This window comes from Streptomyces sp. NPDC026417 (assembly GCF_055567695.1).
This window is the reverse complement of record NZ_JBVHPY010000005.1, coordinates 383,290-399,927: the sequence shown is the minus strand read 5'-3', so window position 1 is coordinate 399,927 and position 16,638 is coordinate 383,290. Positions and strand designations below refer to the sequence as shown.

General features: G+C 72.2%; 13 protein-coding genes. 3 read left to right on the top strand and 10 right to left on the bottom strand.

The window, feature by feature from the left end:
• Positions 1 to 84 precede the first annotated feature (84 nt).
• Positions 85 to 582: a hypothetical protein gene (locus ACZ4NT_RS11315; RefSeq protein ID WP_121406154.1), complete on the bottom strand. Its 498-nt coding sequence runs from the start codon at positions 580 to 582 to the stop codon at positions 85 to 87.
• Between the two features lie 295 nt (positions 583 to 877).
• Here ACZ4NT_RS11315 and ACZ4NT_RS11310 point away from each other — a divergent pair, with 295 nt between their 5' ends.
• Complete coding sequence (locus ACZ4NT_RS11310; RefSeq protein WP_121406153.1) at positions 878 to 1,501, top strand: YceI family protein; 624 nt, start codon at positions 878 to 880, stop codon at positions 1,499 to 1,501.
• Between the two features lie 169 nt (positions 1,502 to 1,670).
• Here ACZ4NT_RS11310 and ACZ4NT_RS11305 read toward each other — a convergent pair whose 3' ends face one another.
• Positions 1,671 to 2,279 carry a YdeI/OmpD-associated family protein gene (locus ACZ4NT_RS11305; RefSeq protein ID WP_467724828.1) on the bottom strand — a complete coding sequence of 203 codons (609 nt, stop codon included), beginning with the start codon at positions 2,277 to 2,279 and terminating at the stop codon, positions 1,671 to 1,673.
• 43 nt (positions 2,280 to 2,322) lie between these two features.
• A complete protein-coding gene (locus tag ACZ4NT_RS11300; RefSeq protein WP_121406151.1) occupies positions 2,323 to 2,706 on the bottom strand; it encodes a winged helix-turn-helix transcriptional regulator in 384 nt (127 codons plus the stop codon).
• Positions 2,707 to 2,805: 99 nt separating this feature from the next.
• Between ACZ4NT_RS11300 and ACZ4NT_RS11295 the strand changes: the two genes are divergently transcribed.
• Positions 2,806 to 3,627 carry an NAD(P)H-binding protein gene (locus tag ACZ4NT_RS11295; RefSeq protein ID WP_467724826.1) on the top strand — a complete coding sequence of 274 codons (822 nt, stop codon included), beginning with the start codon at positions 2,806 to 2,808 and terminating at the stop codon, positions 3,625 to 3,627.
• 130 nt (positions 3,628 to 3,757) lie between these two features.
• On the opposite strand, the gene ACZ4NT_RS11290 is transcribed toward ACZ4NT_RS11295, so the two are convergent.
• The gene (locus tag ACZ4NT_RS11290; protein ID WP_467724824.1) at positions 3,758 to 5,116 is read right to left on the bottom strand and encodes a hypothetical protein; all 1,359 of its coding nucleotides are present in this window, start codon (positions 5,114 to 5,116) and stop codon (positions 3,758 to 3,760) included.
• 135 nt (positions 5,117 to 5,251) lie between these two features.
• On the bottom strand, positions 5,252 to 8,284 hold the full coding sequence (locus ACZ4NT_RS11285) for a glycoside hydrolase family 3 protein (protein ID WP_121406452.1): 3,033 nt from the start codon (positions 8,282 to 8,284) through the stop codon (positions 5,252 to 5,254).
• A gap of 274 nt (positions 8,285 to 8,558) precedes the next feature.
• Here ACZ4NT_RS11285 and ACZ4NT_RS11280 point away from each other — a divergent pair, with 274 nt between their 5' ends.
• Positions 8,559 to 10,445 (top strand): ricin-type beta-trefoil lectin domain protein, encoded by a 1,887-nt coding sequence (locus ACZ4NT_RS11280; RefSeq protein WP_467724822.1) that lies wholly within the window; start codon positions 8,559 to 8,561, stop codon positions 10,443 to 10,445.
• Positions 10,446 to 10,508: 63 nt separating this feature from the next.
• Here the strand turns inward: ACZ4NT_RS11280 and cimA are convergent, their stop codons facing one another.
• From cimA to ureA, 5 genes are all read right to left on the bottom strand, one after another.
• Positions 10,509 to 12,113, bottom strand: a complete 1,605-nt coding sequence (gene cimA / locus ACZ4NT_RS11275) for a citramalate synthase (RefSeq protein ID WP_121406147.1) — start codon at positions 12,111 to 12,113, stop codon at positions 10,509 to 10,511.
• A gap of 349 nt (positions 12,114 to 12,462) precedes the next feature.
• Entirely contained in the window at positions 12,463 to 13,020 is a 558-nt protein-coding gene (locus ACZ4NT_RS11270; RefSeq protein ID WP_467724847.1) for a TetR/AcrR family transcriptional regulator, read from the bottom strand.
• Between the two features lie 80 nt (positions 13,021 to 13,100).
• Positions 13,101 to 14,138, bottom strand: coding sequence for an agmatine deiminase family protein (locus tag ACZ4NT_RS11265; RefSeq protein ID WP_467724819.1), 1,038 nt, complete (start codon positions 14,136 to 14,138; stop codon positions 13,101 to 13,103).
• Positions 14,139 to 14,147: 9 nt separating this feature from the next.
• Complete coding sequence (locus ACZ4NT_RS11260; protein WP_467724817.1) at positions 14,148 to 15,872, bottom strand: urease subunit alpha; 1,725 nt, start codon at positions 15,870 to 15,872, stop codon at positions 14,148 to 14,150.
• Positions 15,869 to 16,573 carry an urease subunit gamma gene (gene ureA / locus ACZ4NT_RS11255; RefSeq protein WP_121406143.1) on the bottom strand — a complete coding sequence of 235 codons (705 nt, stop codon included), beginning with the start codon at positions 16,571 to 16,573 and terminating at the stop codon, positions 15,869 to 15,871. The genes ACZ4NT_RS11260 and ureA overlap by 4 nt, the downstream gene beginning before the upstream one ends.
• Positions 16,574 to 16,638: the final 65 nt, after the last annotated feature.

Genomic DNA, 16,638 nt, shown 5'->3' with positions numbered 1-16,638 from the left:
CCTCCCCCCCCCCCCCCCCCCCGGGGGGAGAGCGTCCCCGTCCCGCCCCGCGCGCCCCCCCCCCCCCCCCCCCCGGACGGGGGTCTAGCAGCCGCCGCAGTTGTAGTACGTGACGTCCCAGTGGTTGCCCTCGTCGGCGTAGATGTTGCCGGAACCCGACTTGTACTGGGGGGCGCCGTCGCCGCGCAGGCCTATGTACGTGAAGTTGTTCTTGACGTAGCCGGTGACGCAGGTGGTCTTGCCGAAGTCGAGCTTGTAGCCGTTCCAGTGCGAGTAGGTGCCGCTCGCGTGGCCGGTCTCGGTGCCGCCGGTGATGTTGAGCGCGCAGCCGCTGGCCCGCTTGAGGGTCTGGGCGCCCTGCGCGGTGGCGAGGTTGAGCTGCTCGAAGGACGTGCAGGTGGGGTTGTTCCGGTCGGAACAACCGCCGGAGGAGGACCAGGTGATGCCGACCTCGCGGAACATCGAGGTGGCCGTGGCGTGGCTGATCTTGGTGACGGCGAAGGCGTCGGACGCGGTGCCGACGACGGCGACGCCGGGGGCGACCACGAGGGCGAGTGCGGTCAGGGCGGAGCGGATCTTCATGGGGTGTCCTTCCTGCTGGGGACCGTGCTGCTGTGGGGCGGCTGTGCAGGTGGAGCAGGGAGATGGTGCCCGAGGTCTACGCGTGTCCACCAGAGGCTGAACCGTCACAGCTCAAAGGCGCCGGAACGACCGGCAGGCAAAACGCACCGTAACGCCATGAACACCGTGCGGATGAAGTTGAAAACTCAACGGAATAGGTCTACGGTCGTCCGTGTTGACCTCGTTGAAAGTTAAACAGACTCCGCGGTTGCGGGTTCCGGACGGAACCGCGACCCGTCCCCTCAAGGAGCACGACATGGGAATCTTCGGCCGCAAGACCACCACCACCGAGACCTCCGCCCCGGCGGTCGCCACGATCGCGGCGCCCTCCGCCGACCTGGCCGCGCTGAGCGGCGACTACACGATCGACCCGGCCCACTCGACGATCGGCTTCGTCGCCCGCCACGCGATGGTCACGAACGTCAAGGGCAGCTTCAAGGAGTTCGACGGCACGCTGCACCTGGACGGCTCGGACCCGGCGAAGTCCACCGCGTCGCTCGACATCCGGATGGACAGCGTCGACACCGGCTCCGCCGACCGTGACGGCCACCTCAAGAGCGCCGACTTCTTCAAGACGGACGAGTTCCCCACGATGACCTTCCGGTCCACCGCGGTGGAGTCCCTGGGCGGCGACGACTACCGGATCACCGGTGACCTGTCGATCCTCGGCACCACCCGGCCGGTCGCCATCGACCTGGAGTTCAACGGCGCCGCGAAGGACCCGTTCGGCAACGAGCGCGTGGGCTTCGAGGGCACCTCGGAGATCCTGCGCTCCGAGTTCGGCCTCACCTGGAACGCGGCGCTGGAGACCGGCGGCGTCCTGGTCTCGGACAAGATCAAGCTGAACTTCGACATCTCCGCGATCAAGAACGCCGAGTGAGCCTTCGGGCCCCTCACCCGACGCGCCCGCCCTCGCCACTCCCCCGTACCCGGAGGGCGGGCGCTCCCCGCGTCCGGCAGCCGTCGCCCGCCCTCCCGCACACGGAGGGCGGGCGCTCCGCCGTCCGGCGGCCGTCGCCCGCTCCCGCCGTCACGGGGGCGGGCGTTCGTCATGTCCGGTCCTCGCCCCCGGGGGCTTCCGACTCCTCCAGTCCGGCCACCACGGCGTCCAGCCGGGCCGCCCGGAGCGCGGGGTCCCGCGCCTTCAGCAGACCCAGCATGGCCGTGTACCGCTCCGTCCTGTTGAGCCGCGCGAAGGCCTCCGCGGCCTTGGGACTGCGCTCCAGCGCGGCCGCGAGATCGTCGGGGACGGCGGCGTTGCGCTGCGACTCGTACGCCCGGTCCCAGCGCCCGTCGGCCCTGGCCGCCGCCACCTGGGCCACGCCCCCGGGCCGCATCCGGCCCGCCGCCGTCAGTTCCTCCACCCGGCGCACGTTCACCATCGACCAGTCGCTGCCGGGCCGGCGCGGGGTGATCCGCTGCAGGAAGTACGTCTCGTCGAGGCCCTTGCGGTGGCCGGTGATCCAGCCGTGGCAGAGCGCGACGTCGTTGACCTCCGCGGCGGTGACGGAGGTGGCGCCGGAGCCCTTCTTGGCGATTCTCAGCCAGACCCCGGCATGCCCGCCCGGGTGCGCGGACAGCCACGCGTCCAGTTCGGCGGCGTCGCCGAAGTCCATGGTCTGCTCACCGTCGGCACCGCTCGCGCTCGCAGGAGTCATGCGAGCACCGTAGGCCGGACCGGCGCGAACCGCGGTGCCTTCGTCATCGGGCGTCGTACTCCAGGCGGGCGTCCTCGACCCGGTCCAGATGGACGGCGGCCCATTCGGCCAGGGTCGCGAACAACGGCGCCAGACTGCGGCCGAGTTCGCTGATCTCGTACTCCACCCGGGGCGGGACCTCGGGGTGGTAGGTACGGACGACGAGGCCGTCGCGCTCCAGTTGGCGCAGCCGCTGCGTCAGCACCTTCGGAGTGATCCTGGCGATGCGGCGCTCCAGTTCCACGAACCGCTGCCGCCCGTATTCGTTGAGCGCCCACAGGATCGGCGTCGTCCAGCGGCTGAAGACGATGTCGACCACCGGTGCGATCGGGCAGGCCACCTCCGGGTCGATCTCGATGCGGACCGGCTGCGCTGTGACGTCGGTCACGAATTGCCCCTCTCCCCATTACTTTCCCCTAGGTACCTACTATGCCTGCGCCAGTAGCTTCCTCTCAGTCCACAAGGGGTACGGGATGAGGGAGCAGTCATGATCGTGGTGACCGGAGCTACGGGCAACGTCGGCCGACCGCTGGTAACGGAGCTGGCCGCGGCGGGCGAGCGGGTGACGGCCGTCTCGCGCGGGGCGGCGGACGTACCGGAGGGAGTGCAGCACGTCCGCGCCGACCTGACCGATCCGGCGGGGCTCGGCCCCGTCTTCGACGGAGCCGACGCGCTCTTCCTGCTGGTCTCGGGCGAGTGGCTCGCCGCCGGAGGCGATCCGGGCAGCATCCTCGACGCCGCCCGCGCCGGCGGTGTGAAGCGGGTCGTCCATCTGTCCTCGCAGGGCGTCGCGACGCGGCGTCATCCGCCGGAGCTGGAGAGGGCCGTCGAACGATCGGGCCTCGGCTGGACGATGCTGCGGCCGTCCGGCTTTCACTCGAACACCTTCGGCTGGGCCGGGACCATCCGTGCGCGGCGCACGGCCGCGGCGCCCTTCGCGGACGTGGCGCTGCCCACCGTGGACCCGGCCGACATCGCCGCGGTTGCCGCGGTCGCGCTGCGGGACGCGCGGCACGACGGCGCCGTGTACGAGCTGACGGGGCCGGAGCCGGTCTCGCCGCGGCAGCAGGTCGCGGCGATCTCGGACGCCCTCGGGGAGCCGGTGCGGTTCGTCGAGCAGAGCCGCGAGGAGGCGCGGGCGCAGCTGCTGGGGTTCATGCCGGAACCGGTCGTCGAGGCGACGCTCGGCATCCTGGGCTCTCCGCTCCCCGCCGAGCGTCGGGTGAGCCCCGATGTCGAGCGGCTCCTCGGCCGCCCGGCACGGGACTTCGCCGGGTGGGCGGTACGCAATGCCCGGGCCTTCCGCTGACCGGCTCCACTCGCCGCAGCCGCCGGGCCCGGCCCCGGCGTCCTCCGTTCACCGGCGCAGAGGAAACGGCGGGCGGAGAGCGCCGGCGCCCACGAGGGCGGCGCCGGGTCGCGGGGGGATCCGGCAGGCGTCAGAAGCCGCCGCCGCCGAAGTCCCCTCCGCCGCCGAAGTCGCCGCCGCCTCCGCCGCCCCCGAAACCGCCGCCGAAGTCGCCGGGGTCGAAGTTCGAGCCCGAGACGTCACCGCCGTCGTAGCCGCCGGCGCCGAAGTCGCCGTAGCCGGAGCCGTAGTCGGCCGCGTAGGACGGCGTGGCCATCATGCTGCCCAGCAGGGTGCCGACCAGCAGGCCCGGCAGGATGCCGCCGCCGAAGTAGCCGCCCGCCCAGGGGCCGTAGGCCGGACCGGCGTCCCAGTAGGGCCGGCGGCCGTACGCGGTCTCGACCTCGCGGACGGCCGGGTCGAGGCCGTCGGCCAGCCGGGTCCGGTCCGCCGCGCAGACCGGCACCTCTCGGGGCGCGCCGCCCGACGGGGTCCAGGTCGCGTCGGCCACCGACGGGCCGTGCCGCGGGTCGAAGAAGCAGGGGGCGCGGCGTTCGGGGAGCGGGCGCCCCTCGCGGCGCGCGGCGAGCACGGCGAGCGAGAAGCGCCCGTCGTGCAGGGACTCGGTGACCGGGCGGACGTCCTCCGGCCGCCGGGCGGCGGCCATCGCCGACTTCGCCTGCTCGTAGGCGTCCAGGGCGCGTTCGTAGTCCGCCCGCATCGCGTCGTCCGCGCCCTTCTCGCCGGGGTGGAAGTCGAGCCGGTCCAGTTCCTCGCCGAAGGCGGTGATGTCCTCGTCGACGACCACGCGAAGGCGGTCGAGCGCGGCCCGCTGCTCCTCCTCCTTGCGGCGCCGGTTGCGCCGGACGAGCGTGTACGCGCCGGCGCCGCCCGCGACGGCCACCGCGCCGACCGTGATCAGTGCGGTGGTGGAGACACCGTCCCCGCTGCCGCCGGAGTCCCAGCTCGCGGGCGCCGAGCCGCCGACGGCGGCCAGGGCACGGTCCGTGAAGTCGTTCAGCTGGGGTTGGGCGGCCTCGCCCTGGACGCTGGTGACGAGGTTCGCCACCGCCGTACGGGACATCACCGAGGAGTCGGCGCGTGCGTCGAACCGGTCGCCGAGCCGGATCGCGTAGAGCCCGGTGACGCCGGTGGCGGTGCGCAGGTTCTGGAAGAGGTTCCGGGTCGGGAAGTCCTCGGGCAGGACGGCCACGAAGACGGGCTTGTCGGCCTTCTCGATCTTCTCGGCGAGGGCGTCGGCGTCCGTCGCCGACAGCTGGGCGGAGGCGGCCGGGTCGACGTAGACCGGGCTCTCGCGGAGGGCCTTCGCGACCGTGGAGACGTCGGTGGCCGCGTGGGCGGGGAGCGCACCGGTCGAGAGGACGGCCAGCGCGGCGAGGACGAGCGCGATCAGCAGACCGGGGAGACCCCGGGTCGGTGCGGCCTTCATATCTTCGAAGCTACCCGAAGGCGCCCGAAACCGGGCATCCTGGGCGGCTCCGCTCCGGACCCGCTGCCCGCCGGGAGGGCGGCAGCGCGACGCCGGAGGGGCCTGCAGCGCCCCTCCGGCGTTCCCACCGTGCGGTCAGGCCGACTTGTACGCCGTCGTCAGCCTGGCCACCGCCTCCTTGTAGCGGCCGGTCAGCAGGAGGTGGTCGGCGTCGGCGAACGGTTTCGCGGTGGCGGCCGTGATGCCGCCGCCGATCTTCTCCTGGACGAGCAGCCGCGCCCTGGTGACGGCGGCACGGCCGAGCTCGTCCGCGCCGGTCCGCTCCGCTGCCGCGGCCTTCAGGGCCAGGGCCTTGAGGGCCGTCGCGCCGCCGCCCGGGACCTTCGTCAGCGTCGTCAGCCCCCAGCCGTACGGGAACTGCGGGTCGTACGAGGCGTCCCCGACGTTGATCGGCAGCTGGGCCTGCGACCTGGGCCAGGTGACGGGGAGCTGCCCGGTGAAGGCCCGCTTCCCGTACAGCACGTCGGCCACGCCGTCGCCCTCGGTGCCCGGCAGCCAGGACGCCACCAGGGCGTCGATGTCACCGAGCCGGTCGCCGATCAGCTGGGGCCGGCCGGAGACGACCAGCACCGCGCACGTCATGGCGCCGCACACCTTGTCGACGGCGGCCTTGTCGGCGGCGGTCAGTTCCAGGTCGTTGCCGTTGCCGACGTCGCCGACCCCTTCGGCGTAGGGGGTCTCGCCGACCACGACGACTCCCACGTCGTACCCCCGGGTCGGGGCCGAGGCGTCCTCGGAGTAGTCGATCGTGGCACCGGGGGCGGCCTTCCTCATGCCCTGGAGGACCGTGGTGCCGTCCGTGATCTTCCCGGACGCGCCCTGCCAGGTGATGGTCCAGCCACCGGTCTGGTTGCCGATGTCGTCGGCGTTGGAGCCGGCGACGTACACCTTCTGGGACTTCTTCAGGGGCAGCACCCCGCCCGCGTTCTTCAGCAGCACCTGGGACTCGGCCGCCGCCTGGCGGGCCACTGCCCGGTGCGCGGGCGAGCCGATCCTCGACGCCCCGCCGGTGTCCGCGTACGGCTTCTCGAAGAGGCCGAGCCGGAACTTCTGGGTCAGGATGCGGGCGACGGCGTCGTCGACCCGGCGCTCACTGATCCGGCCGGCCCTCACCTCGTCGACCAGGGTCGTCCGGAAGTTCTTGTACTCGTACGGGACCATGATCATGTCGAGGCCGGCGTTGACGGATGTGCGGACGTCGGAGGCGTAGTCGCCGGGGATCTGGTCGATGGCCGCCCAGTCGCTGATGACGAAGCCGTCGAAGCCCATGCGGTCCTTGAGGACTCCGTTGATCATCTCCGCGTCGGCGTGCATCTTCACCGGGCCCGCGTCGTCGCCGAGGATGTCGAGCGAGGAGTAGGACGGCATGACCGTGCCGACTCCCCGGTCCACGGCCGTGCGGAACGGCGCGAGGTGCACCGCCTCCAGCTCCTGGCGGGTGACCTTGGTGATGCCCTGGTCGATGGTGTACGAGCCCGTGGTGGACGACCCGTACTCGGTCCCGCCGTCGCCCACGTAGTGCTTGGCGGTGGCGAGCACCCGGTCGTCGTCCTTCAGGTCCCGTCCGTCACGGGCGCCCTGGAGGCCCTGGACGACCGTCTCCATGGACTGGACCAGAGCCGGGTCCTCGCCGAAGGACTCGTAGGAGCGGCCCCAGCGCTCGTCGCGCGAGACGCACAGGCAGGGCGCGAAGTCCCACGGGATGCCGGTGGCGCGCACCTCGGCCGCGGTCACCTCGCCGGTCTTCTCGGCGAGCCGGGGGTCGCGGGTGGCGCCGATGCCGATGTTGTGCGGCATCACGGTGGAGCCGATGAGGTTGTTGTGGCCGTGCACCGCGTCCACCCCGTAGATCAGCGGGATCTGGAAGCGGGTGGCCTGTGCTCGCAGCTGGAAGGCGTCGATCATCCGCGCCCAGGCCTCGGGCACGTTCGGGGTCGGGGTGGAGCCACCGCCGGACAGCAGCGAGCCGAGGTCGTACGCGGCGATGTCGCCCTGCGAGGTGAGCGCGCCGCGCTCGGCCTGGGTCATCTGACCGGCCTTCTCCTCCAGGGACAGCCGTGACACGAGGTCGGCGACCCGCTTCTTCACGGGCAGCTTCGCGTCCAGGTACGGCAGTCCGTGGGCGTCGATGACGACCTGGGGGTTCTCGGCGGGCGCCTTGGCGCCGGTGACCGTCAGCTTGAGGGGAACGGTCTCGGCGGCCTCGGCCGACCGGTCCTTCAGCGTGGGGATCCGCACCGTGCGCGAAGTGCCGGAGGCGGTGCCCGCGGGGAAGGTGAGTTCGCCCGCGACCCGGGTGTAGTCCCGGCCCGCCTCGGCCGTGCCGCCCGCCGTCTCGTACGCGACGGTCACCGGTTCGTCGATCGGCACGGAGCCGGTGGTGGCGACGGAGATCCGGACGTCGGCCGCGCCGCCCTCCTTCACGGGGTGCACGGCGGAGTCGGTGACGACGCTCGCCCGCAGCGACTGGGCGCCCTTGCCGTACAGCTCGACGCCGTCCATCGCGAAGTCGCCCTTGACGCCGGTCGGCAGGGTGAGCGCGTACCCCCACATGCCGGTGAGGCCGAGGACCTGGTCGATCCCGCCGACGGGCTGGTAGTCCGTGCGATAGGTGAAGTCGGTGAACGGGATCTCGATCTGCTTCCAGCCGGTGAAGTCGTCCGTGAAGGACGTCGTCCACAGCTCGGAGGCCTCGCCGTTGGCGCCGCCGTCCTTGATCTCGAAGTTGACCTTCTTGGCGCTGTTCCGCCCTTCCCACCAGAAGCGGATGCCCCGGTGGGACGACCAGTCGTGGGCCGGCCGGTCGAAGGCGAAGTCGTGGGTGAAGCCGCCGTACTGGCTGATGTCGTAGCCGCCGGTGAGGACCTTGCCGCCCTCGGGCGCGTCGTCCCGGGCGGTGAGGGCCAGTTGCGGCGGATCGTCGGCGTCGCCGCCCCAGGGGAAGAGTCCCTCGGCGGGCGGATTCGCGAACGGGACCTCGCCCTCGAAGGTGTCGACGGGTACGGGTGCCGGTTCGTCGGCGCCCGCGGCCGATCCCGCCGCGGTCAGCGGGAGCAGTCCGGTGAGCAGAGTGGCGCAGGCGAGCAGGGCGGTTCTTCGCGCGGACATCCGGTCGAGCCTTCCCATGGGCTTCCTCTCGGCTCTCACGTTCCTCGGAGACGATCAGGTACCTCTTACGGCTTAGATCACGGCGTGAGTTAACTGGCGCCCCGCCGAGCCGTCAAGACTTCACGCCAGAACCGGTACACGAGCAATTCCCGGCGGGATCAGGGCCGTTGTCGCTTCGGCTTGTGAACGCGCGACCCCTTGACGAGGGCCGTACGCCGTCATTTACTCACGGGTCGCACGCCCCACTCCCCCACCCCCAGAAGGGCGGCGCGCCATGAGTCCCGCACGATCCCCGAGGAGAGCCGCACGGGCGGCCCGGCTGCTCGTCGCCGGTTTGCTCACCACCGCCTGCCTGACCGCCGTGGCCACCGCGCCCGCACATGCGGCCGGCGAGCAGATCACCGCCTACCTGACCACCACGGACGACGCCGGCGGCCGCCACGTCACCCGCGGACTGCAGGCGCAAACCCCCTTCGCCTTCCAGTCGGGCAGCGGCGGGAGCGGCGAGAACATCACCGTGGACGAGAACACCCGCTACCAGACCTTCACCGGCGGGGGTGCGTCCTTCACGGACACCGCGGCCTGGCTGATGAACAGCAGCGGGGCGCTGTCGTCGGCCACCCGGGACGCGACCATGCGCAAGCTGTTCTCCCCCACGGAGGGGATCGGGCTGTCCTTCCTGCGCAATCCCATGGGCGCCTCGGACCTCGCCCGCTACGGCTACACCTACGACGACGTGCCGGCCGGGCAGACCGACGCGGACCTCTCCGAGTTCTCGATCGCCCACGACCTGGCCGACGTGGTGCCGCTGACCAGCCAGGCGCGTCAGCTCAATCCGGCACTGACCGTGATGGCCTCGCCGTGGACCGCCCCGGCCTGGATGAAGGACAGCGGGCAGCTCAACGGCGGCTGGCTCAAGGCGGAGCACTACGGCGCGTACGCCTCGTACTTCGTGAAGTACCTCCAGGCCTACCGCGACCAGGGCATCCCCGTCGCGTACGTGACCGCCCAGAACGAGCCGACGTGCTGCGCCGGCTACCCGTCGATGAGCTGGAACGCCTCCGGGCTCGCCTACTTCACCAAGAGCGAGCTGCTCCCCAAGCTCCGGGCGGCGGGCCTGTCGACGAAGGTGCTGGCGCACGACTGGAACTGGGACGTGTACGACGCCTACGCCGCCCAGACGGTCGACGACGCGGCGGTGCGCTCGCACCCGAACTTCGGCGGGATCGCGTGGCACGGCTACGGCGGCGACGTGGGCAAGCAGACGAGCGTGCACGACCGGTACCCCGGTCTCGACGCCTTCGGCACCGAGCACTCCGGCGGGACCTGGATCGCCGACCAGCAGCGCGAGGACATGCTCGACATCGTGAACTACACCCGGAACTGGGCGAAGTCGGTGACCAAGTGGTCGCTGGCCGTGGACCAGAACCGGGGGCCGCACAACGGCGGCTGCGGCACCTGCTCCGGGCTGGTCACCGTCCACAACGGCGACGGGCAGAGCGGACAGGTCGACTACACGGTCGAGTACTACACGATGGGGCACCTGACCAAGTTCGTCCGGCCGGGCGCCCAGCGGATCGCGTCCACCGCGAGCTCGTCGGTGCCGAACGTGGCGTGGCGGAACCCGGACGGCTCCAAGGCACTGATCGCGTACAACGGGGCGTCGTCGGCGAGGACGGTGACGGTCAACTGGGGCTCGCAGCACGCCACGTACGCGCTGCCGGGCCGGACGTCGGCCACGTTCACCTGGTCGGGCACGCAGGCCGGGGGCGGCGAGCAGTCCGGGACGTTCGTGGGACTCGCGGGCAAGTGCCTGGACGTGGCGGGCGGTTCGACCGCGAACGGCACCGCGGTCCAGCTCCACGACTGCAACGGCTCCACCGCCCAGCGCTGGACGGTGCGGGCCGACGGCTCCCTCCAGGCGCTCGGCAAGTGCCTGGACGTCACCTCGGCGTCGACCGCCGACGGCGCGAAGGTGCAGCTCTACGACTGCAACGGCACGGCGGCCCAGCGCTGGTCGTACAACGTCTCGACCGGTGACGTGGTGAACACGGCGGCGGACAAGTGCCTCGACGTGACCGGCAACTCCTCGGCGAACGGGACGCGGGTCCAGATCTGGAGCTGCACCGGGGCGGCCAACCAGAAGTGGCGTCTGCAGTAGCGCGGCCGCCGCCTCGCACTCCCTGCTGGACGGGCCGGACACCCGGCCCGTCCGGCACGGTGGCTACGCCGCCGGTTCCACCCCGGCGCGCAGGAGGCCGTAGGTGTAGGCGTCCTCCAGGGCCTGCCAGGAGGCGGCGATGACGTTCTCGGCGACGCCGACCGTGGACCATTCGCCCGTGCCGTCGGACGTGGAGATGAGGACCCGGGTGGTGGAGGACGTGCCGTGCTTGCCCTCCAGGATGCGGACCTTGTAGTCGACGAGCTCCAGCTGGGCGAGCTGGGGGTAGATCTTCTCCAGGGCGACCCGCAGCGCCCGGTCGAGGGCGTTGACCGGGCCGTTGCCCTCCGCGGTGGCGACGATCCGCTCCCCCTTGGCGAACAGCTTCACGGTCGCCTCGTTGGCATGGCTGCCGTCGGGGCGGTCCTCGACGATCGCCCGCCAGGACTCGACCTCGAAGTACTGCCGGGCCCGCCCCTCGGCCTCCTCGCGCAGCAGGAGCTCGAAGGAGGCGTCGGCCGCCTCGTACGTGTAGCCCCGGAGCTCGCGCTCCTTGACCCGCTCGACGACCCGGGCGACCAGCTCCCGGTCGCCGCGCAGGTCGACGCCGAGCTCCTTGCCCTTGAGCTCGATGGACGCGCGGCCCGCCATGTCGGAGACGAGCATCCGCATGGTGTTGCCGACCTGCTCGGGGTCGATGTGCTGGTAGAGATCGGGGTCGACCTTGATCGCCGAGGCGTGCAGGCCCGCCTTGTGGGCGAAGGCCGACACTCCCACGTACGGCTGGTGCGTGGAGGGCGTGAGGTTGACGACCTCGGCGATCGCGTGCGAGATCCGCGTCATCTCGCGCAGCGCGCCCTCGGGCAGCACCTTCTTGCCGTACTTGAGCTCCAGCGCCGCGACCACCGGGAAGAGGTTGGAGTTGCCCACCCGCTCGCCGTAGCCGTTCGCCGTGCACTGCACGTGGGTGGCCCCGGCGTCGACCGCGGCCAGCGTGTTGGCGACCGCGCACCCCGTGTCGTCCTGGGCGTGGATGCCGAGCCGGGCACCGGTATCGGCCAGCACCGTCGACACGACGGCCTGGACCTGCGCGGGAAGCATGCCGCCGTTGGTGTCGCAGAGCACCACCACGTCGGCGCCGGCCTCGGAGGCGGCGCGGACGACGGCCTTCGCGTACTGCGGGTTCGCCCGGTAGCCGTCGAAGAAGTGCTCGCAGTCGACGAAGACCCGGCGTCCCTGCGCGACCAGGTGGGAGACGGTGTCGCGGACCATCTCCAGGTTCTCGTCGAGGGTGGTGCGCAGGGCCAGCTCGACGTGCCGGTCGTGGGACTTGGCGACCAGGGTGATCACCGGAGCGCCGGAGTCGAGGAGCGCCTTGACCTGGGGGTCCTCGGACGCTTTCGCGTGTGCCCGGCGGGTGGCGCCGAAGGCCACGAGCCGGGCGTGCCTGAAGTCGATCTCCTGCTGGGCGCGGGCGAAGAACTCGGTGTCCCGCGGGTTGGCGCCGGGCCAGCCGCCCTCGATGAAGCCGACGCCGAAGTCGTCCAGGTGCCGTGCGATGGCCAGCTTGTCCGCGACCGTGAGGTTGATGCCCTCACGCTGCGCGCCGTCACGCAGCGTCGTGTCGAAGACGTGGAACGAATCGTCGAGCTCGCTGGTTTCCGTCATGGTCTCTGGCTCCTGTTGGGAATCTCGGTCTACCGGAATGACCGGCTCCACCGTCCCCCCAATGATCCCTCGCGCACTCCTCCCGGCTGGTGGTGGGCCAGGAAAACGAAAAACCTCTCGCGGGTGCGAGAGGTCTGCGCGCGGGTCGAGGACGACGATGCCCGCCCGTACGTGGTGGTACGTGGCGGTCACTGCGGACCGGCGCGCCTGCTGCCAATAATCATGGCGAACGAGAGCACGGAGGCAGTCTGGCACAGCGGGGCCCTCGTGCTCACCGGTGTCTCAGGATGCGGGCCGGGCGTCCCGCGCGGCGGCCCCGTCCGCCCGGCGCCGCCTCCGCGAAATTCGCTCAGGCGGGTGACGCGCCGGCCGGACCGAGCGACTCGTCGAGGAACTCCCGGACGTGGTCCAGGATCTGTCCGCGGTCCGTGCCGCGCAGGCCGATCGCCACGTGGATGGAGAAGCCGTCCAGGAGGGACCGCAGCCGCGCGGCGAAGCGGTCCGGGTCGACCCGCCGGAACTCGCCGCGCGAGACGCCCGCGGCGAGCAGGGCCACCAGGTCGCGGTGCCAGGCGCCCTCGATGGCGGCCTGCCGGTCCCGGGCCTCCTCGTCGGCGTTCTGCGAACGGTTCCAGACCTCCAGCCAAAGGGTCCAGTGCGGATCGCCGGGACCGTCCGGGACGTACAGGTCGACGTACGCGTCGAGGCGCTCGCGGGCCGTCCCGCGGGCGGCGAGCAGCCGGCCGCGCTCGGCGCCCAGCCGGCCCTCGCTCCACTCCAGGGTGCGCAGCAGCAGCTCGTCCTTGGAGCGGAAGTAGTAGAGGAGATGGCCGCTGCTCATGCCGACCGCACGGCCGAGCGCCGCCATCGTGAGCTTCTCCAGACCGCGCTCCGCGATCATGTCCATGGCCGCCGCCAGCACGTCCTCGCGTGGAGGGGCGTTCCTCCTCCGCGGTGTGCGGCTCTCGGCCACGTGCGACTCCCGGTTCAGGTCCTCGGCTGCTGCTGGGTGATGCAGTGGATGCCACCGCCCCCGGAGAAGATCGTACGAGCGTCCACCAGCGTCACCGTGCGCTCCGGGAACAGCCGCCGGAAGATGCCCGCGGCGATCTCGTCCCGCGGGTCGTCGAAGCCGCACAGCACCACACCGCCGTTGCACAGGTAGTGGTTGATGTAGGAGTAGTCGGCCCAGTGCCCGTCGGCCTCCAGCACCGTCGGCGCCGGGACCTCCACGACCTCCAGGCGGCGGCCGCGGGCGTCGGTCTGCCCCCGGAGCAGCCCGATGATCTCCTTGCTCACCTCGTGGTCGGGGTGGGCCGGGTCCGGCTGGGAGTGCGCCACGACGACGCCGGGCCGCGCGAAGGCGGCGACGATGTCGACGTGTCCGAGCGTGCCGAAGCCGTACGGCGGATAGTCGCCGGTCAGCCCGCGGGGGAGCCAGATCGCCTTGCGGGTGCCGAGCTGGGCGTGGATCTCCGCCTCCACCTGCTCGCGCGTCCGGTGCGGGTTGCGCTCGGGGCCGAGCTGCACGGTCTCCGTGAGCAGGACGGTGCCCTCGCCGTCGACGTGGATCGCACCGCCCTCGTTGACCAGGGCCGAGGCGTAGGTCCGCGCCCCGGCCAGGTCGGAGACGTACGCGGCGACCTTGGCGTCGTGCTCCCAGCGGGCCCAGTCCTGGGCACCCCAGCCGTTGAACGTCCAGTCGACGGCGGCGAGCCCGCCCTTGCCGTCGGTGAGGAAGGTGGGGCCGATGTCCCGCATCCAGGCGTCGTCGAGTTCCCGTTCGACCAACTCGACGTCGGGGCCGACGAGTTCCCGAGCCCCGGCCGACTGGCCCGGCCCGCACACGACCGTCACCGGCTCGAAGCGGCGGACGGCGCGGGCCACACCGGCCCAGGCCCGGCGGGCACCGGCGAGGCCGTCCGGGTCGTCGAAGGTGGGATTGGGGCCCGGCCACGCCATCCACGTGCGCTCGTGCGGGGCCCACTCGGCGGGCATGCGGAAACCGTCGGCGGCAGCAGACATGGGGGGTCCTTAGAGGAAGTACAGACGATTGAGGGAGACGGAGTCGGCGGGCTCGGAGCGCAGCGGGTCGCCGTCGAGCGTGACGAGACCGGTGCCCTGGTCGACGTCGACGGCTCCGGTGCGGGAGTTGAGACGCAGGTCGGCGGGGCCGATGCCGCGGGTGCCGCGCACGGCGACGCGGCGGCGGCGGGTGGGCATCAGGTCGTTGCCGAGGTCGACGGCGGCCTGCGCCACGAAGGCGACCGAGAGGTCGGCGGCCGTCGCGCCGTACGCCCCGAACTGGGGCCCGAGCACGAGCGGTTCGCAGGTGTCGGTCGCCGCGTTCGGGTCGCCCACGACCCCGTACGCCGGGAATCCCGACTTGAGCACCAGCTGCGGCTTGGCGCCGAAGTACTCGGGCCGCCACAGGACGATGTCGGCCAGCTTGCCGGTCTCGATCGAGCCGACCTCGTGGGCGAGGCCGTGTGCGATGGCCGGGTTGATGGTCAGCTTGGCCATGTAGCGCAGGACGCGCGCGTTGTCGTCGCCGGTCTCCGCGGAGCCGTCGAGGGGGCCGAGCTCGGCCTTCATCTTCCCCGCCATCGCGAATGTGCGGCGTACGGTCTCGCCCGCCCGGCCCATGCCCTGCGCGTCCGACGAGGTGATGCCGATCGCGCCCAGGTCGTGCAGCACGTCCTCGGCGCCCATGGTCCCGGCCCGGATCCGGTCGCGGGCCATCGCGGCGTCGCCGGGCAGGTCGGTCTTCAGGTCGTGGACGGAGACGATCATCCCGTAGTGCTCGGCGACGGCGTCCCGGCCGAAGGGCAGAGTCGGGTTGGTGGAGGAGCCGATGACGTTCGGGACGCCCGCCATCTTCAGGACGTTCGGCACGTGGCCGCCGCCGCAGCCCTCGATGTGGAACGCGTGGATGGTGCGCCCCTCCAGGACCCGCAGGGTGTCCTCCACGGAGAGGCACTCGTTCAGCCCGTCGCTGTGCAGCGCGACCTGTACGTCGTGCTCCTCGGCGACCCGCAGCGCGGTGTCGAGCGCGCGGGTGTGGGCGCCCATGTCCTCGTGGACCTTGAAGCCGGACGCGCCGCCCTCGGCCAGCGCCTCGACGAGGGGCGCCTCGTGCGAGGACGAACCGCGGCCCAGGAAGCCGATGTTGACGGGCCAGGCGTCGAAGGCGTTGAAGGCGTGGCGCAGGGCCCAGGGCGAGTTGACGCCGACGCCCCACACCGGTCCGAACTCCTGGCCGATGATCGTGGTGACGCCGGAGGCCAAGGACGCCTCCATGATGCGCGGCGACAGCAGGTGGACGTGCGTGTCCACGGCGCCCGCGGTGGCGATGAGCCCTTCGCCCGACACGATCGACGTGCCGGTGCCGACGACCACGTCGACCCCGTCGAGGGTGTCCGGGTTCCCGGCCCGCCCGACGGAGCAGATCCGGCCCTCGCGGATGCCGATGGACACCTTCCTGATCCCCTGCGCGGCGTCGATCACGACGACGTTGCTGATGACGACGTCGCAGGTGTCGCGGACGGCCGCGGCCTTCAGGTGCAGCCCGTCGCGGGCGGTCTTGCCGAAGCCGGCGAGGAACTCGTCGCCGTACCGCTGGGCGTCGGCCTCGACCCGGACCGTCAGCCCGGAGTCGCCGAGCCGGATCCGGTCCCCGGCCCGGGGGCCGTGGGTCGCGGCGTACTCGTACGGGGTGAGGCGGCGGGGCTCCGCCGGGTGGCCTCCGGGGCGGCTCATCGCTCGGCCTCCTGGTCGCGGGTGTCCGGAACGCCGAGGTATCCGCAGGCGGCGGCCCGGCGCAGGGCCTCTTCCCTCGCTCCGGGCGCGTCCAGGGGGCCGTCGACCAGACCGGCGAAGCCGATGGCGATCCGTTCGCCGCCGATCGGCACGAGACCGACCTCGGCGCTCTCGCCGGGGCCGAAGCGGACGGAGGACCCGGCGGGGACCGCGAGCCGCATGCCGTAGGCCGCCGCCCGGTCGAAGTCGAGCCGCGGGTTGGCCTCGAAGAAGTGGAAGTGGGAGGTGACGGAGACCGGGACCGTCGCGGTGTTGGTGACGGCGAGCGCGACGGCGGCCTCGGGCTCGGCGTGGGCGGGCCCGGGCAGCAGCGCGCCGGGCGCGTTCGCGCCGAGCCCCGCGCCGATCGGGTCGCTCACCACCGCGAGCCGCGAACCGTCGTCGAACACGGCCTCCACGTGGACCTCGGTCACCACGTCGGCGACGCCCGGCAGGACGTCGTCGGGGCCGAGCACCGCCCGTGCGGCCGTGATCGCCTCGGCGAGACGGCGTCCGTCGCGGGCCGCCTCGCAGACGGTGTCGGCGATGAGGGCGGTCGCCTCGGGGACGTTGAGCCGCAGGCCCCGGGCCCGGCGGGCCCGTGCCAGTTCGGCGGCCCCGAAGAGCAGCAGCCGGTCACGCTCGGTGGGGGTCAGTCTCACGACGCGACACCTCCTTGCCTTCCACGATTTAGAGCATCACTCTAACCACAGCCTAACCGCGAGGA